This window comes from Bdellovibrio sp. HCB337 (genome assembly GCF_047302465.1).
GTDB lineage: Bacteria > Bdellovibrionota > Bdellovibrionia > Bdellovibrionales > Bdellovibrionaceae > JACMRP01.
Genome location: NZ_CP178621.1, coordinates 2,113,661 through 2,135,087, shown reverse-complemented (window position 1 = coordinate 2,135,087; position 21,427 = coordinate 2,113,661). Strand labels below are relative to the sequence as shown.

Sequence of the window (21,427 nt, the reverse complement as noted above, 5' to 3'; positions counted from 1 at the left end):
TGAAAGATTGTTAAATGAACTTAACAATATTGCTAGCTATGTTTTCGGCGTATTGTGCAATGCCTCTAAGAAAGCACTAATCGAGGCTCTCTCCGGGCTCGAGGAAGCGCCATTTTCCCTCTGGAAGGTGTCCGAGATTGATTTTTCCGACTCGAACACGCTTTAGACCGCGCACTCGAAGGCCCACAGCCTCGCACATGCGGCGGATTTGACGTTTTTTTCCTTCCTTTAGGATGAAACGAAGTTGGTCTTCGTTGATCCACTCAACAACCGCAGGAAGAAGTGGCTTGCCATCAAGAACAAGCCCATGGCGGAGAAGTTGGAGTTTCTCTTTCGGGAGAACGCCCTCAACGCGAACAAGGTACTCTTTTTCGATGTCGCTATTTTCGCCGATGATTTGTTTTGCGATACGGCCGTCTTGCGTGAAAATCAATAAACCCTGAGAGTCGATATCAAGACGACCTGCTACTGCAAGGCCTTCAAAATGCTCTTGCTTAAGCTTTGTTTTGCTTGTGCCAAACTGATTTTCAGGAGTGATAAGTTTAATTGCCGGGGTATATTGTGGCTCTGGTTGCGCCGAAACGTAGCCGATAGGTTTGTTTAACAAGATGGTAGCAAGGCTCTTTTGATTTTTAAGCGCTTGAGAATCAAGTGTAACACGAGCGTTCGGAGACACCTTGGTGCCAAGGACAGAAACAACTTCGCCATCAACAAACACAAGACCAGCAGCGATATAAACATCGGCCTCGCGACGAGAGCACAGGCCTTTTTCAGCCATTAATTTCGACAATCGAACTTTGTTGTCATCGCCAGCGCTCATAATCGGATCTCCACCCACAAATCGTCCATTTCGAAGAGTTTTATATAGGAAAGACTCTCGTTTGGACAGCGCTCTTGAAGTTTTTTTAAGAGGTATTGGGCAATATTCTCGGTGGTTGGGACGACGTCCTTAAACTCAGGAATCACGAAGTTAAGGTGTTGGTGATCTAGAAGGTCCGTGACGGCCTTTACGTGAGTTTTAAGGGCTGCCACCGGGCCTTGGGGGTTCGTAAAGCCAACTTCAAAGCGATAGTTATGGCCGTGCCCGTATTTGGTAAAGCACTTGCCAAAACAGGCCGCATTTTCACCATCAGACCAGTCTTTTTGGTGATAAAGGTGAGCGGCCGAGAAAATTTCGCTCAGGATCAGGGTTTTCGTCATTGCAAATTGATCCCGCCATCAACAGCCAAAACAGCCCCCGTGGTCCACGAAGATTGGTCCGAGCCGATGAAATAGATACTCTTCGCCAGATCCTGTGGAGTGCCGATACGGCCTAGAGGTTGAAGGCTCGACATTTGCTTCAGAACCTCTTCCTTTTGCAGAGCCGGAAGTGCATTGAATGAGTGAATCGGAGTATCAACAAGGCCTGGGCAGACGCAATTTGCACGAACACCGAAGGCTCCAGTTTCTTGAGCAAGGCTTTGAGTCCAATTAATAAGTGCGGCTTTCAGGGCAGAGTAAGCGCCGGTGTTGGAGCTTGGTCTGAGCCCCAGAGTTGATGCGATATTTACGATCGATCCTTTTTCGTGTTTTTTGAAATAAGGAATCAAAAGACGGGTGAGTCTGACCGGGCCCAAGAGATTTGCTTGAAATTGTTCAGTCCAAATCTCGTCGGTGCCTTCTTCCATGCTGTGGGTGTGGAAAACGCCCGCGTTGTTGACGAGAACTTCCAAACGGAAGAGAGGATTTTCAGTAGCTTCTTTGACGCGTTTTTCAACTTGGGCAGGGTCTTTAAGGTCGCAAGCGAGGATCGCAGCACCCGAAGTACATTGCAGAGCGGTTTCTTCAAGGCGTTCGCGGTTACGGCCCATGAGATAGATAAAGTAGCCATTACGGGCAAATTCAAGGGCTGTGGCTTGGCCAATTCCAGAGCTGGCACCAGTGATGAGGGCGGCTTTTTTCATGAAAAACTCCATCTTAAGTCTAGGAAGGTCATGTTAGCAGGAACTTTGGCCGATGAGAAGACATGTCGTTACAAGACGCCGCGAAAGTCGGCCTAAAATACTTCATTTTCGGTTTCATTTTCTTCATGGCCCTCTGGGGCCACCTGTAAAACCTTACTTGATCAAATTTGTAAGCGTATATTTCAGCGAATCTTCGTTGGAGACTCGAATAGTCGGCGGAATTCCGATTTTTTCATAGAACTCGCCACTAATGAGTTCATTGATTTTCATACAAAGTGCTACGGTCAGCTGACTGTACGGTAATAAGAGCTGACCCGAGTTTCCAAAGTGGATCATTCCAAACGTGTTGTCACCAACCACCACGGTTTGTGGATGTTGTTTGAGATAGAGCACGGTCCACTCTCCGCTAGAGCGTGTTTCTGCGTCTATTAGGACATAGATAGGTTTATTAAACGCGCCAGCACCTAAACTCTTTTTGGAAAGTGCCGGGAGTTTGTGGATGGTTTTTTGCGGCTTTTGCCCTTGGAGCTCACTAGCGCGAGTTTTTAAATACTCTAAATGCGCTTTAAGTTCAGCGGGCGCTTCAAGGCTTTTTGAGTCGTAGTTTATCCAAATAATTTTTGAATACGTATTAATTTGCAAAGCATAGGCTTCTGCAGATTCGCAAATGACCTCTCGGACCCAATCAATATGCAGATCGTGCCCTAAAAGAAGGGACGTCATCTCGATGGCTTTTGTATCATCACCGCCGTCATTACCGCGAAGATCGATCACCAGAGCCGAGGCCTTCAAATTGTGCTTAACAGCTTCCAGAAAACCCTGCCAATGTGGTTCGCTCGACTGAGGATAGCGAGAGATCCCAAAAACGGGGATAGATCCCCTTGGGCTGTCGTGCATTTCAATCTTCCAGACATCAGTGCCTGCGACGTTACTTCCTGTGGAAACTTGTCGAAGGTTTTTATGAAACTTTGCGCCGAGAGTTTCGCTGCCAAAGCGAACTTTCAGATGGCCATCCGGGATATCCCAAAGAATATCCGAAATCATAGAGCCAAACTCTCGTCGGTCGATACTTTCTGGAAGAGTGATGTTTTGAAGGGTTTCAAGAATCCGAGCCCATTCGTCAGAATTCATTTTCCAGCAGGCCGGGTAGGCGCGAGTTAGAGCATAGTGAAGCATCTCAAGATCTGCTTGAGCCTCTTTTTTCGAGAGGTGAGTTTGGGTCTTTAACGGTAGGTTCGGATCAAAAAGCAGATCTTTGAAACTCAAATTCATAAATCGATGTTAGTTCTGAATTTGCAAAGGGTCACTATGCATTTTGGACAAAAAATAAAGGCTGATCATCTTGACCAGCCTTTATAACGGAAATGAATTCGCAAGGTTTCTAGAGAGTTTCAGGAACTGTTATAAACACCTTAAGCGGCTTTTTTCGCGCGCATAAAATGGTAATGTTTCTTTTCAAAGTCGGCAGCTTTCATGCCTTCTTTCGTGATCAAACCTGCTTTGAACCACTCGAAGTGTTCATCGCAGAAGCTGGCTTTAGCTGGCTTTTTGCTGCAGCCCTCAGCTGTGCACTTAGTAGGACCCAACTGAATCACGTTATTTGGAACTTGTTTGTCGTGCTTTTTATCTTCAGCCATCGGAAAAATCTCCCCTGTTGTTTCTACCCTGTCGTATCAGGACTGGATGTTAGACTTATCGGCCTAGGTTGGGAAAAGTTGAGACAAAAGTTGTGGGGATGAATGTCTTAGTTTGAGTTGAAATAGGCTCTATTCGCTCCAGAATGAGACGCTATTTGAGAATTTTGAGTACGTATTGGTCAACGATCTTTTGAGTTTTTACTTTCTTAAAGGCTTCTTTGAGCTTCTTAAATCTTTCTTCGAAGTGCTTATCGTTCTTTAAAGAAATGAAAAGGTCCGCTTTCTGATAGATCTTCGGATCAAAAGTCAGAAGTGGTTTAAGCTCGGGATGGCGAACCTCAGTCAGGTAGCGCGCGTTCACAAGATCTACGATCGTAAGATCAATCCGTTTGTAAGCGACTTTGTGAAGGTTCTGTTCGTCGCTGGTTACGCTTTGCAGGTGGTAGACGCCTTTTTTACCAAGATCTAAGATCTCATCAGGGTATTCGTAACTTTGCACGATACCGATGTTGAGCCCCTTAAAGTCTTCAAGCTTTGTCCAATGGTGGATTTCGTCTTTGTTGTAGACAAAACCAATGGGCGATGAAAAAAGGATCGGCGAAAGTTTCCCCTCTTTGTGGGCGCCGCCATTCCATACGGGAAAAATGCCTACGTAATCGGCCTTTTTAACTTCGTAGATACCGCGACTCCACGGCATAAAGACAAACTCAACATTGATACCGACGGAGTGCAGGGCTTCTTTCAAAGCTTTCGAGGCGGCGCCTAGTTCTGCATCCTTTTCGTTAGTGTATGGGGGCCAGTCGAGGGTAATAATTTTCCAAGTCTCTGCATGGCAGAGACTGCTCAGCAAAAAGGAGCAGAAGAATGTGCACGCTACAAAGTAGCGAGTAAGAGAGTGCATCTCTTAATTCTTCGACTCTAATCCTGCAAGATCAAGTTGGTTCATCGAATTAAGACGCCAACCGCTGTATTTTTGTTTTGCGAGTATTGCAAAATGAATCGATCCCAAAGGAATCAGGAGGTGACGGTCCATTAAGAAGCGTACAGCTTGTGTACAAAGCTTTTTTTGATCAAAACCCGAGGAAGTATCGCCAAGTTTTTTGAGTAATTCCTGAAACTCTGGATCCTTGAGCTGGATGTAGTTCTCAGGACTCCAGTCTGCAAAAGTCTCAAGAGTTGCTAAACATGTTGGACGATCTGGAGCCACGCCTTTTCTGAAAAGAGCCGGTGGATTTTGCTGCAGGTCACTTATGAAAACTTTGTTCTCGCGAAGAAGTAATTGCACTTTCACGCCAAGATTTTTATCCCACTGTGATTGCATCCACTCGGTCGCGCGACGATGATCTTCGCCTCCCAAAGAGGAGTACATAAGCTTTAAGTTCGCCGGGATTTTTTTCTCTTCTGATAAAACACTCTTCGCTTTTTTAGCATCAAACTTGTAACATAATTCTTCAGTCATCCAACTGCTTGGAATACCGGGGCAGCCAGGAACTCCTTCAGAGGAAAAAACTTTCTGCAAGTCTTTGTAATTAAGAGCAAGAGCCAGGGCCTCGCGCAGCTTTGGTGTGTCTTTCAGTGCGGGACCAAAACCAATGTAGTCAAAGCGGACCACCGGAATCCAATGGAAATCGGCACGCGTTTTAAATTTTGGAATGTAAAGAGTCGGCAAACGACGTAAGAAGCTGAGTTCATTCTTCTCATAGAGTTGCAAAGCGACGCTGTCTTCGTTCACAAAGAGAACTTCGACCAGCGGACGCTTCTGGGAATTGCCAGACGTGTAGAAGGTATTATTGATAAGTTGAATTTTCTGGCCAGCGATCCAATCAGCGATTTTGTAAGGACCGTTCACAACCAGTTCAGAAGCTTTCTGTCCTGGTTTTAATGTGTTTTTTACTGGAGAAAGCAGGAAGCTTGCTAAGTTGTATTCAAAGTCCGGGTCTTTTTCTTCAAATTCAAAGCGAAGAGTTGTGCTGTTCGGAGCCGTAATGCCCAAGGTCTCGATTTTTTTCTGACCTTTATAAATAGCGCCTGCATTTTTAATTTTAAAAAGCAAATCTGCACGGGGAGAAGACTCTTTCGGATTTAAAACGCGTTGATAACCTTTTAGGAAGTCGTCAGCAGTGAGGGCTGTGCCATCACTCCATTGCAAACCTTTTTTAAGTTTGCAGACCAATACCAACGGACTTTCGCGTTTACAGCTTTCACCTAAATCCGGAACCAAGCCTTTGTCGTTATCATAGACAAAAAGATTGCGATAAAGATTTTGCAGTAAGTAACTAGAAGCCGAAGATTTTTGCTGATGAGGATCTAAAGTGCTGGGCTCGTTCGAAAGATGAAAGCGGAAGGTCTCGCCGGGTTGTTCCCCGGCTGAGAAAGCAACGCTTGCGAAGAAAAGACTGAAATAAAATAGAAAATTCTTCGCAAGCTTCATGATCTACTTATCAAGCTCCATTTTAGCAATGGTTTGAAGTTGCATGTTTGTTGTTCCTTCGTAGATCTGACCGATCTTAGCATCGCGCCAGAATTTCTCGACAGGGTATTCTTTCGTGAAACCGTTACCACCGAACAAATCCACTGCCGTAGATGTGATGTTGCAAGCCGCGCGTGAAGAGAACAATTTTGCCATTGCCGCCGCTTCGATGAAATCTTGACCAGAATCCTTCAAGCGAGCCGCATTGTAAACCATCAAGCGAGCTGCTTCGAGCTCGGTACGCATTTCAGCCAACTGGAATTGAACGCCCTGGAATTGAGCGATCGATTTGCCGAATTGTTCGCGAGTTTTGATGTAGTTCAAAGTCGCTTCGTAAGCACCTTGAGCGATACCCACCATTTGCGCACCGATACCGATACGACCTTCGTTCAAAGTCTCGATCGCAATTTTGTAACCTTTGCCGACTTCACCCAAAACGTTTTCTAAAGGCACTTCGCAGTTTTCAAAGAGAAGTTCGCAAGTAGAACTTGCGCGGATACCAAGTTTGTCTTCTTTTTTACCAACAGAGAAGCCTTTGAAAGACTTTTCAACGACGAAAGCAGTAATGCCTTTATAGCCTTTACCGAAGTCCACGTTGGCAAAACAGATAAAGACATTTGCTTCTTTGCCGTTCGTGATCCAAAGTTTTGAACCGTTCAATACGTATTTGTCGCCTTTAAGTTCTGCTTTCAATTTTAATGCGAAAGCGTCAGAGCCAGAAGAGCTCTCAGACAAAGCGTAAGCTCCCACCCATTCAGAAGCCATTTTAGGTAAGTACTTCGCTTGAAGTTTTTCAGTGCCCCATTTTAGGAAGGCATTTGTCACTAAAGTATTTTGTACGTCCAAAAGAACGCTGACAGAACCATCAACGCGACCCAACTCTTCAACAGCCAAGCAAGCCATTGTGAAAGTAGAACCTGCGCCACCGTATTTTTCTGGAGTCTCGATACCCATCAAGCCCATTTCGAAAAGTTTTTTAACGATCGCTGGATCCATCTCGGCTTTCTCATCCATGTGAGTAACATGAGGTTTAATCTCAGACTCAGCAAAGGTACGAACGGCATCACGGAACGCCATTTCGTCTTCAGAAAGAATGGTCAAAGCGGGGCGTGCATCAACAGAATTAGACATCATAAACTCCTTCAAATAGGTGAAAAAAAGCCTCTAAAAACTAGCTGCAAGCCCTCTCGGAATCAATAAGCACGTTACGCGTCATTTGATGCTTGATCTTTACGCAGGAAAAGAACTGCTTCTAGACATTCATCTAGCTCTCAGTTAGCGTTGAAGGATCACTCTAGAGAGATGGTGAAGGGTTGCTATGGATTTCATGGAAATTGGCGCAAAAGTAGGCGTTTACTACATTCCGTTTTTGTTCGCACTTTGCTTTCATGAGTTTGCTCATGGTTGGGTGGCCAAGCTTCGTGGTGACAACACCGCTGAAATGATGGGCCGTTTGACGATGAACCCTGGTGCTCACATGGATTGGATCGGCACATTCATGCTGCCTATGATTTCTATCGTGTTCAATACGCCGATTTTCTTTGGCTGGGCAAAGCCTGTCCCGGTGAACCCGAGAAATTTAAAAGACGCCCGTAAAGACATGTTCTGGGTGGCTCTTGCAGGGCCGTTGTCCAACGTTCTTTTGGCCGTGATCGGAGTTCTGATCATCGCCATTACAGCGCGTTACTTTATGGTCTCTGATGTGGTGATGTCTTTTTTGCGAATCATGAAGGTGTTCATTACGACAAATTTGTTTTTGGCAGTCTTTAATATGATTCCGTTGAATCCACTGGATGGCGGTAAAGTATTAGCTCGATTTTTACCAGCGCACATGAATCAAAAACTTGAGCAAAACGAGCATATTACTAGCATGATTCTGATGGCGTTGATTTTAACAGGTGCTCTGCAGATCCTTGCGGTTCCGGTCTTTTGGACCCAAGAGCTTCTTTTAAGAACAGCTCTCGGAGGTCTTCTATGAGTGAAGCGCCAGTAGCAGAAGCAAAACCTCCTCGTCGCCAAAGAGTGATGAGTGGGATTCGCGTGACGGGCCCCCTTCATATTGGAAACTATTGGGGAGCTCTCAGTAACTTCGTGAAACTTCAAAACGAAGGTACCTACGATTGCTTCTTTGGTGCAATGGATTGGCATGGAATGACCACAGCTTATAAAAGTACTGTGGACGTGGCGCCATGGACTCGCGATATGATCGCCGAGTTTATTGCTTGGGGTTTGGATCCTGAGAAGTCGACTTTGTTTGTTCAAAGCAGAGTGCCGGAGCATATCGAACTCTTTATGATTTTGGCGAACCTCACCCCGATGGGATGGCTTGAACGCGTCACGACATGGAAAGATGCCGAAGAAGAGGCCAAAGCCAACGACACCCACAACTTGGGACGATTTGGTTATCCTGTTTTGCAAACGGCAGATATTTTGATTTACCGCGGCGAAAAAGTGCCAATTGGAAAAGACCAAACAGCACATTTGGAAATCTCGCGTGAGATCATCCGTCGTTTTAATCATATTTATAAAGCGAAACTTCCAGAGCCAACGCCACTCTTTACAGATGTGCCGGTTTTGCCAGGTTTAGACGGTCGTAAGATGTCGAAGTCTTATGGCAACACCATGCTTCTGACTCCAGATGAAAAAACTCTGAAGAAGAATGTGAATATGATGGTGACCGATCCACAACGCGTGCGTCGTGAAGATCCGGGCAATCCAGAAGTTTGCTCTGTGTATGGTTATCACAAACTTTACTCAACTGCTGAAGATCTAAGCTGGGTAGAGCAGGGTTGTCGTACTGCGGGCATTGGTTGTGGCGATTGCAAAGCTAAATTATTCAGCAATATCGACGCTCTAACCAAAGAACCTCGAGAAAAGAAAAAAGAATTGTTGAATAATCCAAAACTGCTTGATTCAATCATCGACGCAGGCTGCGAGAAAGCTCGTAAAGAAGCTCAGAAAACACTGGGCATTATTCGTTCATGTATGAAGTGGAGCACTTAAGGTCAGCGTTGAGGGGGAACAAAAATAAATGAGTATTAATATTCAGCTTCCTAAATTCGAAGGTCCTCTAGGTCTTCTTCTTTATCTAATCCGTAAAGAAGAGATGGACATCATGGATATCAAGATCCATGAAATCACGAAGCAGTATTTTGAATATATCAAGCTCATGAAGGAATTGGATCTTGAAGTAGCCGGCGAATTCGTGGCGATGGCTTCAACTCTGATTCATATTAAATCCCGCATGCTTCTTCCTCAGTACGATGAAAACGGTGAGATCGTTGAAACAGAAGATCCGCGTAAAGAGCTCGTGCAAAAACTTTTGGAATACCAAAAGTATCAAGAAGCCGCAAAAATGCTTTATGATCGTCCTCTTTTGGGTCGCGATTTGTGGGTCCGTGGTGTGCGAGAGACTCTGGCTCCGAAAGAAGATGAAATCATTCTTGAAGAGAACGCGCTTTTCTCTTTGATCGCAACTTATCGCAAAGTTGTTAAGACTGCGAAAAAGAAAATCCATCAAGTTACGGCGAAAGCTCAATCGATCTCTAGTCGTATTCTTGAAATCAAAGATCGTTTGTTCGTAGGACAAAAGGTCGTGATGATGGATTTGGTGACTGTGACGGAAGATCGCGCGCGCCAAGCTCTGATCACCTTCTTGTCATTGCTTGAGCTTGGTAAAATGGGTTTTGTCTCTTTATTTCAGACCGAAGTTTATTCTGACATTTATGTAGAAGCTAGAAAGCCTATCGAGGGTGATGTTCTTTCAAGCGTGGAAGAATACGGCACCGTTAATGCGGATGCGATGGCTGAACAGATGTTTGCAAAAGCTGAAAAAGAAGCTGCTGAGGAAGCGGCTTTTGAAGAAGCTCAATCGGCAGCTGGTGCTTCTGCTGAGGACTTCGTGTTGAAAGACGCCGAAGACAATCCACAAATGGTATTAACTCCAGTTTCTGCCGACCAAATCGCTGTTGAGACCGTAGAGATCACAGAAGATATGGCAAGTGACGAAGAAATTTTCGCAGCAGAAGAAGAACTTTTTAAAGACGACACGAATGATGGCAACGTAGAGGGGGGAACTCTTGGCTAAGAAAAAGAAAGTATCCGATTTGGCACAAGAGGCCTTTGAATCCGCATCGCTATTTAATGACGAAGGTCTAAGTACAGCAGAAAAGAACAGCGAAGGGGATGCTCTTCCTGAAGAGTTCTTTGCTGAAGAGGCGAAGGCTGAATCTGAAGAAGCTGAAGAAAACAACGAAGAGATGTCTGAAGAGTCTTCCGACGTTGAAGTTGATGCTGCTATTTTCTTGCAAGAGGAGGAAGAAACTCCAGGCTTCTTACCTGAAGTCAGTGAAGAAGATGCTGAAGAATTATTGGCTGAAGAGGCTTTAGTAGAAGGTTCTGAAGTTTCTCTAGAAGGCACTGAGCTTGACGGTTTTGAATCTGCTCAAATCGAAGAAGTTGAATTCGTTGAAGAAGAGCGTCTTGAGTCCATCATCGAAAGTATCCTATTTGCTTCTGATCGTCCTGTAAGTCTGGCTTCTTTGAAGTTGGTCTTTAAAGGTACGAATATTAATACTCAAAAAATCCGTCGCGTATTAGACAGCTTGGCTGTGGAATATGCGGGTGGTCGTCGTGGCGTGACTTTGGAAGAAGTTCCGGGGGGCTATCAGCTACGTACGAAGATCGATAATATGGAATTCATGCGCCGCACTTTGAAAGCGCGTCCATTCAAATTGTCTGGACCGGCTCTTGAGGTTTTGGCGATCGTTGCTTACAAGCAGCCATTGGTTAAATCCGAAGTGGATGTTATCCGTGGCGTGGAGTCAGGTCACTTGCTCCGCGCTTTGATGGAGAAGAACTTGGTTTGCTTCGAAGGTAAGAGCGAACTTCCTGGTCGTCCTATGCAATACGGTACGACTCGTAAGTTCCTTGAGATCTTCGGTCTGCGTAATCTTAAAGAACTTCCAACTCTTTCTCAGATCGATGAACTTCTTCCAGAAGGAATCGGTGAGGATGAAGAGGTTCAAAAACCAACTTTGGCGACGATCACAGACTCTATGTCTGAGCTTGTGGGAAATTCTTACTCTCAAGGGGAAGAAGAACTCACAAAAATCACGGAACAATTGGAAGAGATCGCAACTTCTTCGGACTTCTTTGAAAAAGAGAAAATCCGTCAACGTGAAAAACGTGATCAAGAAAAAGCTCAGAACATCCGCGAAGCTTTGGCTTTGGGAGAATCCGTACCAACTCGCGATGTGAACTGGTTGAAGCGTTACGATGAAGCTTTGGCAGCAGGGCAGTCGGCTCCAGTAGTGTCTGAAGAAGGCGCTGTGGCTCAAGAGGCGAGTGCTGAGGCGGCTGGGTCAGAAGAAAACCCAGAATTGCAGAAAGCGATTGCTGAATTCGACGCTGAAACTGAGGAAGAAGCTTCTGAAGAGTTCTCCGAAGATGACGAATTGCCATTCCTAGGCGAGGCAGACGACATCGGCGAAGACGAAGCTCCGATGTAGTTCGGTTCAGAAAACCCTTAGAAATCGACCATTTTGCTCGATTTCTAGACAATTAAGCTCTCCGTCATTTTCACTTTTGTTAAGATCTTGACTAAGTTTGGTCAGGATCTTATTTTCCACCCCCATGTCGAGCGAGCTCCATTTATCTTTCAATATTGCACGTCTGCATTACCAGCGCGGAAGCTTTCAGAAGTCTTCTGAGTTGTGCTTTGCTATTTGCGAAAGCTCTAAAGGCAGTGACGTTAAGCTATGGCTTCAAGCCGCTCGCCTTTTGTTCCAATGCCACCATGAGCTTATGCGTTTGGGCGAGATCGATTCTATCTACAACGATCTGCTCTCTGTCCTTGTGAACTTCAAAGAAGACGAAACCCAAGGAAGAGGTCTGCATTTAATGGGGATGTGGCAACTGGCCAAAGGCGAGAAAATCACAGCCGCTGCTCTTCTTGAAAAAGCGTTAACTCATTCGACCCAAGCTCTAGATCATGAGGGCGTCGCAAGAACCCTGCATGCGTTGGCTTTCGTGGCGACTCTTGAGCGTAATTTTGCTAGTGCTCACACGTTGATTGAAAAGACTTTGGTATTGGCTGATGAGATGAAGTTGGACGAAGTCACCATCAGTTGTTTTATTCTGAAGAGTCATATTTATCAGGAAGAAAATAAGTTTGATAGCTGTGTGGACCTTACTTGGAAAGCTTACGAGTTGGCAAAGCGCGCCGGCTATCATCATTTAGAAGCTAATATTTTAGTCCAAATGGCGCGCGCTTATCATCGTCAGGGAAAAAATCAGCTTGCCGAGATTTACGGGACATTGGCTTTAACAGGCCTGGATAAAGAAAAGTTTCCGCGCCTGTATAGTGCGATCAAAACGACGTTCCCAATGAACGAGAAAAATCTTATTGATAGTGATCTTATTATCGATAGTCAGGTTTTAAAACTTAAAGAGCGTTATAAAGGTGCCGTTGATTTTAAACATCAGCACATTCTTTTTGAACTCATTAAAGCGTTCTCTAAAAACCCTGGGCATCGGTTTACTAAAGAAGAGCTTATCGAGAAAATTTGGAATACGCCGTACGACTCAAGCATTCATGACAATGTCATCTATGTCTCTATTAAAAGACTAAGAACTCTTTTAGAACCAGATCCAGAAAGTCCTAAGTATATTCTGCGGGATCGTAAGGGTTATTATATGCCAGCGACTACTACTGTAAAATTCAAAGATGCGGAGACTTTATGAAAAACTTCTTCCTGATGATCATATTCGTTCTGTTAAGTTTTAATCTCCACGCTTTTGCAGGAATCGACTCGGATCCAATTATTGTTTGGCCAAGCGACATGTCTAAAAATGTTCTTGAGGTCGAAGCTGTTCTTGGCACTTGGACGACACGTTTTGACGGCCAAGAATTGGTAGTTCGCTTTGAAGAAGGTGCAAATTTCAATACCGTTCACATGACGATCACGGACGTCACTCACGGGCAGTGTATTGCAGTCGCGATTTTGGGCTCTGTTGGTCATGCTTATAGTGGAACCGTGTTCTCACACTCGAGCCAAAGTATGCCGGCGATTGTATTTGTGAATGCCTCGGGGACTCATGTTCGCTTCTTTATTAAGCCAGGTGTTAGTCTCGATTTGCTGCTGCAAAGACCGAAAAAGTTCCTACGCAGAGGGCGCTAGATCCAACTATTTAGACTATGGAAAGTCGCTTTGTCTCATTCTGAGATAAAGTAAATTCCTGTCTCTAATATTCCGATACTTTGTTAGTATGGATATTAGGGGGACTTTCCGTATGTCTATGAAACCTCTTTTAAATTCACTCCTACTGGTAGCTGGATGCGCTCTGCTTTCGGCGTGTAATCAATATTCTGAGGGTGGATTAGTGGGTGACTACGAAGACACATCGAAATGTCCTGCTAACGGCTGTGCTAGCCAAGCTGCTAGCGCCAATCTTTTAAAATTAACTACAACCGGAAATACAGTATCTCTGTATCCAGCAGCAACGGATACCAAAGTAGAGGTCAGTGGTGATTGCCATGCTTCTACTTACCCAAATAACAGAATCAATGTGACTGTCGTTACTCAGAATGGAAATACGCCAGTGGCGGCTCCTACTTATAGCGTAACCGGTTCTTCAGTGACTCCTGCTTGCCGTAAAGGAAAGTTCGGTGTTGCGATTGATATTCGTAATTTAGCAGTCAGCAGTATCTACACAGTGAAGCTCGAACTTGTCGCTTATGACTCGGCAGGCGCGCCTGTGACGAACGCTGGTGGCGGTTATCTATTCCTTAATTTGGTAAGATAAAGTTGTACTTTTGCCAGTACTCTTGAAAAAGATCCGGAAGACGTTTTTCCAAAATAATCAATTCATGAAGTTTAAGATCTCGAAGCTCGGTTGAGCGTTTCTCTTTTGCAATTTGAAAACTATCAGTCACTTGCAGGGTGCTACCCATTGGGAGCTTCGTAAGAATCGCTTCCTCGATTTGTGGATCCATCATTTTTTCAATCAAACGATAAGATAGTTTTTTATTAGAAGAGTTTCTAGGAATCATCATGCTATAGACCATGAAAGCCCGGCTATTCCCCGTTGTTAGAGAGCGGGTATTAGGATCTTTCACAAGATGTGGGTATTCCCAAATCGCAGTTTTAGAAATATCCGTAGGAATTTTATTAAACTGAAATGTGGAAACATCTTTTAGCTTCAGGCTTCCAGCAGGGCTTTTGGCCCAGACTTTCAAATGCGTCACCATTAGATCTTGATCGGGATAGAGATGAATTTCTGTCAGTGCTTTATTCTGTAAAGCCTGATCAAGACTGTCCCCCAAAGTGCTGTCTTTGTGAACGCGGAAGTCGGTCACAGCCCAATAGAGTGGAAGGGCATTGAGGTTTTTTCCCTGCAAAGAAATGAAGTCCGGAGAAATGCGCTTTTCGACTTTCGTTTGAATTGGGTTAAGTCTCATGATCAGAGACTCGCGATCCATATCCCGAGCCCAAAAAGAGGGTGCTAGTACCAGGTGTGCCCCGGTCTTAGTTACCATTTTTGCTTGAAGCTCGTCCCAGTTTTTGACTCTTTGAATTTCAATCTTCTGGCCAAGGTCGTCTTCAAGAGTTTTGATAAAGTCCTGGGGAAAATTAAAAGGAGTGGCGTTCAAAATACGAACAGGGCCTTTGGCGAAAAGGTTCTGTTTAAATGTTAAGGGCAGGTATCCCTTGAGGTAACCTGCCCAAAAGCATAATGCCAGAAAAAAGGCCCAAAGAAAAAACTCTCTAGAACGTTTCATCGAAAGACACGCTTCCGGAAACTCCCATCTGGTAAGCAGAAACTCTTCTTTCGAAGAAGTTTGCAAGTTCCTGCATGTCTTGTAGTTCCATGAACGAGAATGGGTTTTTCACATTGTATCTTGGAGCAATATTCAAGCTCTCGAGACGTTGATCCGCTACGAACTCCAAGTACTGGCGCATGTCTTTTGCGGACATACCAGCTAGACCGTATTGCAAAACGTCTTGAGCGAATTCCATCTCACAGTCGATGGCGTCTTCAAGCATTTGTACAACCATGTCTTCCATTTGTTCGTTGAACAAATCTGGTTCTTCTTTGCGAGCGGTTTTAATCACTTCCAAAGCAAAAGCCATGTGCATAGATTCGTCACGGAAAACCCAGTTTGTGCCAGTCGCAAGACCTGCCAAGAGGCCTTTTGAGCGCAAGAAGTATACGTAAGCAAACGCTGCGAAGAAGAACAAACCTTCTACACAAGTTGCAAAGCAGATCATATTCATCAAGAACTTACGACGGTCTTCTTTAGTTTCAAGAGTGTCGAAATCGTTGATGGAATCGATCCACTTAAAGCAGAAGTCTGCTTTCTTTTTGATAGATGGAATGTTCTCGATCGCAGAGAAGGCTTCCGCTCTTTCGTCTGGATTTGGAATGTAAGTATCCAAAAGCGTCAGATAGAACTGAACGTGCAAAGCTTCTTCATAAAGTTGGCGAGACAAGTACATACGGCCCTCTGGAGAGTTCACGTGTTTGTACAAGTTTAATACCAAGTTGTTACCAACGATAGAATCGCCAGTCGCAAAGAAAGCTACAAGGCGAGAGATCAAATGTCTCTCAGCCGGAGTCATTTTAGAGTGAAGGTCTACAAGGTCTGTCGAGAAGTCTACTTCGTCGACAGTCCAAGTGTTTTTGATCCCGTTTTTATACATTTCGTAGAAAATCGGATACTTCATAGGACGGAGAGTGAGATTGAATCCAGGATCGAGCAACATGATGAGAGTCCTTTCTATTGGCAGGCTTCGCAGGCTTCAGGGTTATCAATAGAACAAGCAATCACTTCTGCATCAGAATATTCTTTCTTAGGTGCAGCTTCGACAATAGTTGTCTCGGTGATTGTTGAAGTTCCTGTCGTAGTTTTCTTCACTGTCGTTTTTGCAATGCTAGTCGCTGGACGTGAACGGAGGTAATAAGTCGTTTTCAGACCTTTTTTCCATGCGTACATGTACATGCTAGAAAGCTTACCGATAGTTGGACTTTCCATGAAAAGATTCAAAGACTGAGATTGGTCAATGTAAGCACCACGATCAGCGCCCATATCGATCAACGCCTTCATTGGGACTTCCCAAACAGTTCTGTAAAGCTCTTTCAATTGCGGTGGAATTGCTGCCACATCTTGAATAGATCCGTCCATCATTTTGATTTCGTTACGAACGTCTTCATTCCATAGGTTCATAGCTTTCAAATCCGCTACCAAGTAACGGTTGATTTGCATGAACTCGCCAGACAATGTTTCGCGTTTGAACAAGTTGCTGACTTGTGGCTCAGTCGCTTCGTAGCAACCTACGATAGAAGCGATCGTCGCAGTTGGTGCAATTGCGATCACAAGAGAGTTTCTCAAACCGTGCTTTTTGATACGTTCTTTCAATTTAACGAAACGCTCTGGTTGGCTTGGAGTTACACCCCAAAGATCGTATTGCAACATGCCTTGAGCTGCGCGAGTTTCCTCGTAAGCACCATGAGTTCCATACTTTTCAGCCAAGTCACAAGACGCGACCATCGCATTGTAATAAATCTCTTCTTGGATTTTTACAGACAAATCGCGAGCCTTGTCTGAATCAAACGGGAACTTCAATTGGAAAAGAGCATCCTGAAGACCCATCAAACCAAGACCTACTGGACGCCATTTGTGGTTGCTGTCTTTGGCAGTTTCGATCGGGTAGAAGTTGATATCTACAACGCGATCCAAGTACTTCACAGCTGTACGAACAGTGCGTGCCAATTTTTCGAAATCGAACTCACCATTGGTGATGTGGCGACCCAAGTTCACAGAACCCAAGTTACAAACCGCAGTTTCTTTATTCGAAGTCACTTCCAAGATCTCTGTGCAAAGATTTGAAAGATGGATCACGTTTTGAGGTTGGCCAGTTTGGTTGGCTTTCATGTTGGAAGCATCCTTCCAAGTCATCCAGCCGTTACCAGTTTGAGCCAAAGTTTTCATCATACGGCCGTACAAATCACGAGCTTTGATTTGTTTCGAGTACATTTTTTTAGCTTCTGCTTCAGCATAAGCTTTTTCGAACTCTTCACCGTAAGTATCTGTGAAGTGAGGTACGATGTTCGGGTCGAACAAAGACCACATTTCATCTGTTTCTACACGTTTCATGAACAAATCTGGAACCCAGTTTGCCAAGTTCAAGTTGTGAGTACGTTTTGCTTCGTCACCAGTGTTGTCGCGAAGCTCAAGGAACTCCTCGATATCTGCGTGCCAAGTTTCCAAGTACACACAAGCAGCACCTTTACGTTTTCCGCCTTGATTTACAGCTGCAACGGAAGAATCCATAGTTTTCAACCAAGGAATGATACCGTTAGAGTGACCGTTAGTTCCTTTGATCAAAGAACCACGAGAACGGATACGGCTGAATGCCACGCCGATACCGCCAGCAAATTTAGAAAGAAGGGCGATATCAGTATATTTATCATAGATAGACTTTAGATCGTCCTGTGGAGAGTCCAACAAATAGCAAGAAGACATTTGTGGACGAAGAGTTCCAGAGTTGAACAAAGTTGGAGTTGAAGCCATGTAATCGTGAGAAGAGATCAAACGATAGAATTCGATAGCCTCGTCCACGTTTTGTGCAAGACCACAAGCCACACGCATAAAGAAGTACTGAGGAGTCTCAATCACTTGGCGTGAAGTTGGGTTTTTCAATAGATAACGATCATAAACAGTACGAAGACCGAAGTATTCGAAACGATCTGTACGGTAAGGCTCAATCGCAGCACACAAAGCCGCTTTATTCGCCTCTACAAACTTATGAAGAGAGTCGTTCATCAAACCTTTTTGTACGCCCAAGTTCACAGAATCAGCAAAAGAGCCGATTTTTTGCGAACGCACTTCTTCATCAATAAATGTAGAAAGAAGACGGGCAGCCAAACGAGAGTACTCTGGCTCTTCACCAATAAGTAGACTTGCTGTTTGAATGCAAAGATTGTCGAGTTCTTTAGTAGTAGCACCATCATAAAGACCGCTAATAGCCTTTGTAGCTACGCGAAGAGGATCTACCTGAGCAAGACCCTGGCAGCAGCGAGTAACGCGCTCTACGATCTTAGTAACGTCTACTGGCTCGAGAGTGCCGTCGCGCTTTTTAACTCTCATGATGTGTGGTGTAGAATCAGACTGATAGCCCTGTCCGTTGGACTCCTGATTTAGCATATTGCGTCCCCTCATTGCTGGCTCTTTATCCCCAAGAAAAAGAGCGAAAAAAATCCCACTCAGTTTTTACCCCTCCGTAAAAACCGAACGATGTTGTATCTTATTAAGTCGTATTTGCTATTTGTCTTTTGTTGTCTTCTACCAGTCCATTTTACTCTGTGTTTATCCACAAAGCGGGTGGTCTAGTATTAGGACAATGACAGAGAAAGAGAGCTTCTTCCAATCGGATCCTCCTGAGTACTGAAGTAAACAGTTAAGGTGCTCTTTTTTACCTTCCAGGTCCGGGTCCCAACAAAGCCTTCAGCCTTTATGCAACCACTAGATCTAGGGGTTAGTCAGAGTGGCCAAGTCCATATGGCCGATCTTCCTCACACTTTGAGGATCATTATTTTTTGAAAGAGAGTCAAACTTAAATAGGAAAAAAATTACAAAAAAACCTGGCGCTGCTTATCATTTAAGCAGCGATTTTGATCTTCTTGACAAGTCTGTCTTGCGAAAAAAAGCCTCATTTGTTTGCAATCTACGCAGTGAGAAAGTGTCTAAAGAGCTGAAAGGACGACAGAACAATGGATTAACGCAGAGTCTAGATATGGTGATCTGTCACGATCTTAAATCTACCCCTAGTGTTCCATAACTGTGGCCAGACTCTTATTGCGGATGTCCAAGATTTTGGTCTGGGTTTTGACATCATCGGTTTGGAAAAACTGACTTTGATAAGCTTTTTCGGCCCGAAGATAGTCGATAATGTACTGATGAGTGCCCATTTTATCCGAAGTCCACTTCGGAGCCACAAGCTCTTCCCAGCGCGAGGCAAAGGCCGCCAGGCGGTGCATCGCCAGATGAGGAGCTGCGTGCTGTAGGAACAATTTCACGCGATGAGAGTAGGTTTCGCGATCAATAGGAGTGAATTCTCCGCGCGCGTGCATCTCTTCAAGCGGCGTATTCTTAAGAACGTGCAGATTGTGCAGTTTTACGTTCGTGATCGGGAGCTTATTCACGATCTCGGCCGTGCGAATGATGTGTTCGTCGGTCTCACCCGGGCTTCCAAAGATCAAATGAATGCCTAGGTCCGCTTGTGTGCTATCGGCAATCTTATGAATAGCATCGATGGAAGCTTGAGCTGTGTGCCCCCGGCGCATGAACTCGAGTTGATCATCAAAGAAGCTCTGAACGCCTAACTCCACCGCCACAAAAGAGCGTTGGTGATACTCTTGCCACAAATCCAAAACCCCTTTTGAAAGGCAGTCTGGACGGGTGCCGACGACGAAGCCTTTGACGAAGTCATAAGACAGCGCAGTCTCAAAGTTATGGCGAAGACCGGTCAGTTTCGTGAATGTATTTGTATAGGCCTGGAAATAGACCAAAAAGCTGCGGGCCTTGTACTTCTTGGCGATGTGAGTGTGGAAAGTCTCGATCTGGTTTTTGAGTTCCATCGTCAGGGATTCAGAGCGTGCGGCAGATCCCCAGACATCGCAAAACACACAGGTTTGCATGCCCTTAAGGCCGCGACGATTCGGGCAATCATCCACCACCGATACAGGGATTTTATAGACTTTTTCCCCGAAGCGGTTTGAGTAGTGATCGGCAATAGTGTTATAAGGAAGCCCGTTCCAGCCTTTTTCCATGGAGTTGAGTTATAGAGACCCAAAAAGGAAAGTCAATGAATACACCCCAAACATGGTCCGGGATCGGATTTGAGGTAGAAATTACGGGGGACGGGAGTCCCAGTTTACGCCTCATTCAGGGCGAGGAAAAAGGCGAGGCCATGCACCATTCTGGTGGGGCTGCTGAAGAGACTGAATTGATTTATGGGCGGATTATTCATCATTGTTTTGGAAGTATAAATACACCGCATTTTATTTCTGTGGGACTGGGGCTTGGATACGTTGAGCTCACTGTAACTCGCGAAGCGCTCTTAAAGAAGAACTTCAACTTTACTATGGATAGCTTTGAGTTAGTTCCCGAGCTTCGGGACTTCTTCATCCAGTGGTTGAAGAATGGCGATTTGCCCCAGGAAATTCAGGCAGTCTATGACCAGGTTTTAAAGTACATCTTGAAGGACTCTACTTTAGATCCTCAAGAACTTAAAAATCTTTTATCTGACAAATACATGCAAAAACAGTGCGTTTTGCATGGACCTTTGGATCACGAATCCGTATTTACCGGCAAGGCCCACGGAATTTTGTTTGATGCCTTTAGCGCAAAGACGACGCCGGCACTTTGGACGGAAGAATTCTTGGTGGATTTCTTTAAAAAAACAACGGCCGAAGATGCTTTAGTTTCTACCTATGCAAGTCGCGCGACTTTAAAGCAGGCCCTGAAAGCTGCTGATTTTTTCGTTGAAAACCGCGAGGGCTTTAAAGGGAAAAGAAACTCAACGGTGGCCTTCAAAGGGCTTTTTAAGCCTACTTCTGAGCCACGTGCTGGAACTTCTTCACATACTCAATAATGGCGGATTTGGCTTCGCTTGGCAGACCTAAAAAGCGCATGCCCGCATAGCCGTCAGCCCCCACATAGACCACTTCCACATTGGTGTTGATCGCCACAAAAAGATTAGGGCTTGTAAGTGCGGCCTGGAACTTTTCGCCAATCTGCAAACCCTTGGCGCTATTCACGCCAACGCCACCTTCACTAATAGAGATAATTTTAGCATTAAGTGGGCCAAAGCTTGCAGTGCCAGTGAGGGATCCCATAATTGGAACACGGGGATGATTACGGCGGCTGATGCCGAGTTCGTCCATGATCTTTCGCACTTGAAAGACCTCTTTCCAGTCGTCAAAACCATCGGTCCAAACGCGAACCGGGGAGAGATCCGTATAGTCTTTAAGATTTTCAATAAGCTCTTCAAGCGGCATCGGTGTGAGTTCTTTTTGATCGACACGCATCTTCCAAAGACGGGTGTTCTGCTGCTCTAAAGCTTGCTGCGCAAGCAAAGCCTTCAGTGCCAAGCGCCACTTGTCAGGAGCGAGCCATTCCGATTGCCCACGCCCCCAAACGAGAGGGTCCTTTGTGTTGTCAATACGATTTTCAATCTCCTGATCCCCATAGGGACCGGTGACTTGCCCTTCCAAAAGTAAAAACCATCTTTTTTGATCCAAGAACATCCCCCGCCTTTGAGTTCCCTCTTGATTATTAGAACTAAGGCGAGGATTATTGTCAAATCAGCTGA

The 21,427-nt window shown here is 44.9% G+C and carries 21 protein-coding genes; 8 read left to right on the top strand and 13 right to left on the bottom strand.

From position 1 onward, the window contains the following. Positions 1-76 precede the first annotated feature (76 nt). From ACLWBB_RS10330 to ACLWBB_RS10295, 8 genes are all read right to left on the bottom strand, one after another. Positions 77-820: a pseudouridine synthase gene (locus ACLWBB_RS10330; RefSeq protein WP_413291569.1), complete on the bottom strand. Its 744-nt coding sequence runs from the start codon at positions 818-820 to the stop codon at positions 77-79. Beyond that, a complete protein-coding gene (locus ACLWBB_RS10325) occupies positions 817-1,200 on the bottom strand; it encodes a 6-carboxytetrahydropterin synthase (RefSeq protein ID WP_413291568.1) in 384 nt (127 codons plus the stop codon). Before ACLWBB_RS10325 ends, ACLWBB_RS10330 begins: the two co-directional genes overlap by 4 nt. Beyond that, positions 1,197-1,943 carry an SDR family NAD(P)-dependent oxidoreductase gene (locus tag ACLWBB_RS10320; protein ID WP_413291567.1) on the bottom strand — a complete coding sequence of 249 codons (747 nt, stop codon included), beginning with the start codon at positions 1,941-1,943 and terminating at the stop codon, positions 1,197-1,199. The genes ACLWBB_RS10325 and ACLWBB_RS10320 overlap by 4 nt, the downstream gene beginning before the upstream one ends. A 153-nt stretch (positions 1,944-2,096) precedes the next feature. Continuing rightward, positions 2,097-3,215, bottom strand: a complete 1,119-nt coding sequence (locus tag ACLWBB_RS10315) for a S41 family peptidase (protein WP_413291566.1) — start codon at positions 3,213-3,215, stop codon at positions 2,097-2,099. Positions 3,216-3,355: 140 nt separating this feature from the next. Further along, positions 3,356-3,580, bottom strand: coding sequence for a hypothetical protein (locus ACLWBB_RS10310; protein ID WP_413291565.1), 225 nt, complete (start codon positions 3,578-3,580; stop codon positions 3,356-3,358). Positions 3,581-3,731: 151 nt separating this feature from the next. After that, entirely contained in the window at positions 3,732-4,481 is a 750-nt protein-coding gene (locus ACLWBB_RS10305; RefSeq protein ID WP_413291564.1) for a substrate-binding periplasmic protein, read from the bottom strand. Positions 4,482-4,484: 3 nt separating this feature from the next. Then, positions 4,485-6,011, bottom strand: coding sequence for a peptide ABC transporter substrate-binding protein (locus ACLWBB_RS10300; RefSeq protein ID WP_413291563.1), 1,527 nt, complete (start codon positions 6,009-6,011; stop codon positions 4,485-4,487). Between the two features lie 3 nt (positions 6,012-6,014). After that, a complete protein-coding gene (locus ACLWBB_RS10295) occupies positions 6,015-7,181 on the bottom strand; it encodes an acyl-CoA dehydrogenase (RefSeq protein ID WP_413291602.1) in 1,167 nt (388 codons plus the stop codon). Between the two features lie 187 nt (positions 7,182-7,368). Here ACLWBB_RS10295 and ACLWBB_RS10290 point away from each other — a divergent pair, with 187 nt between their 5' ends. The 7 genes from ACLWBB_RS10290 (at position 7,369) to ACLWBB_RS10260 (ending at position 13,856) form a co-directional block, all read left to right on the top strand. Continuing rightward, positions 7,369-8,028, top strand: a complete 660-nt coding sequence (locus ACLWBB_RS10290) for a site-2 protease family protein (protein WP_413291562.1) — start codon at positions 7,369-7,371, stop codon at positions 8,026-8,028. Next, positions 8,025-9,053: a tryptophan--tRNA ligase gene (gene trpS / locus ACLWBB_RS10285; RefSeq protein ID WP_413291561.1), complete on the top strand. Its 1,029-nt coding sequence runs from the start codon at positions 8,025-8,027 to the stop codon at positions 9,051-9,053. The genes ACLWBB_RS10290 and trpS overlap by 4 nt, the downstream gene beginning before the upstream one ends. A gap of 28 nt (positions 9,054-9,081) precedes the next feature. Further along, on the top strand, positions 9,082-10,137 hold the full coding sequence (locus ACLWBB_RS10280; protein WP_413291560.1) for a segregation and condensation protein A: 1,056 nt from the start codon (positions 9,082-9,084) through the stop codon (positions 10,135-10,137). Then, entirely contained in the window at positions 10,130-11,560 is a 1,431-nt protein-coding gene (gene scpB, locus ACLWBB_RS10275) for an SMC-Scp complex subunit ScpB (RefSeq protein ID WP_413291558.1), read from the top strand. The genes ACLWBB_RS10280 and scpB overlap by 8 nt, the downstream gene beginning before the upstream one ends. Before the next feature lie 124 nt (positions 11,561-11,684). Further along, positions 11,685-12,794: a winged helix-turn-helix domain-containing protein gene (locus ACLWBB_RS10270; protein ID WP_413291557.1), complete on the top strand. Its 1,110-nt coding sequence runs from the start codon at positions 11,685-11,687 to the stop codon at positions 12,792-12,794. Continuing rightward, a complete protein-coding gene (locus ACLWBB_RS10265; protein ID WP_413291556.1) occupies positions 12,791-13,231 on the top strand; it encodes a hypothetical protein in 441 nt (146 codons plus the stop codon). Before ACLWBB_RS10270 ends, ACLWBB_RS10265 begins: the two co-directional genes overlap by 4 nt. 112 nt (positions 13,232-13,343) lie before the next feature. Further along, the gene (locus ACLWBB_RS10260; protein ID WP_413291555.1) at positions 13,344-13,856 is read left to right on the top strand and encodes a hypothetical protein; all 513 of its coding nucleotides are present in this window, start codon (positions 13,344-13,346) and stop codon (positions 13,854-13,856) included. Here the strand turns inward: ACLWBB_RS10260 and ACLWBB_RS10255 are convergent. The 4 genes from ACLWBB_RS10255 to ACLWBB_RS10240 form a co-directional block, all read right to left on the bottom strand. Then, a complete protein-coding gene (locus ACLWBB_RS10255; protein ID WP_413291554.1) occupies positions 13,840-14,703 on the bottom strand; it encodes a hypothetical protein in 864 nt (287 codons plus the stop codon). The two genes, ACLWBB_RS10260 and ACLWBB_RS10255, sit on opposite strands and share 17 nt — an antisense overlap. A gap of 115 nt (positions 14,704-14,818) precedes the next feature. After that, the gene (locus ACLWBB_RS10250; RefSeq protein WP_413291553.1) at positions 14,819-15,817 is read right to left on the bottom strand and encodes a ribonucleotide-diphosphate reductase subunit beta; all 999 of its coding nucleotides are present in this window, start codon (positions 15,815-15,817) and stop codon (positions 14,819-14,821) included. Between the two features lie 14 nt (positions 15,818-15,831). After that, the gene (locus ACLWBB_RS10245) at positions 15,832-18,258 is read right to left on the bottom strand and encodes a ribonucleoside-diphosphate reductase subunit alpha (RefSeq protein ID WP_413291552.1); all 2,427 of its coding nucleotides are present in this window, start codon (positions 18,256-18,258) and stop codon (positions 15,832-15,834) included. Positions 18,259-18,878: 620 nt separating this feature from the next. Further along, complete coding sequence (locus ACLWBB_RS10240; RefSeq protein ID WP_413291551.1) at positions 18,879-19,883, bottom strand: TIGR01212 family radical SAM protein; 1,005 nt, start codon at positions 19,881-19,883, stop codon at positions 18,879-18,881. A gap of 35 nt (positions 19,884-19,918) precedes the next feature. Between ACLWBB_RS10240 and ACLWBB_RS10235 the strand changes: the two genes are divergently transcribed. Then, a complete protein-coding gene (locus ACLWBB_RS10235) occupies positions 19,919-20,707 on the top strand; it encodes an MnmC family methyltransferase (RefSeq protein ID WP_413291550.1) in 789 nt (262 codons plus the stop codon). Here ACLWBB_RS10235 and ACLWBB_RS10230 read toward each other — a convergent pair. Then, a complete protein-coding gene (locus ACLWBB_RS10230) occupies positions 20,664-21,356 on the bottom strand; it encodes a PilZ domain-containing protein (protein ID WP_413291549.1) in 693 nt (230 codons plus the stop codon). The genes ACLWBB_RS10235 and ACLWBB_RS10230 overlap by 44 nt on opposite strands. Between the last annotated feature and the right edge of the window lie 71 nt (positions 21,357-21,427).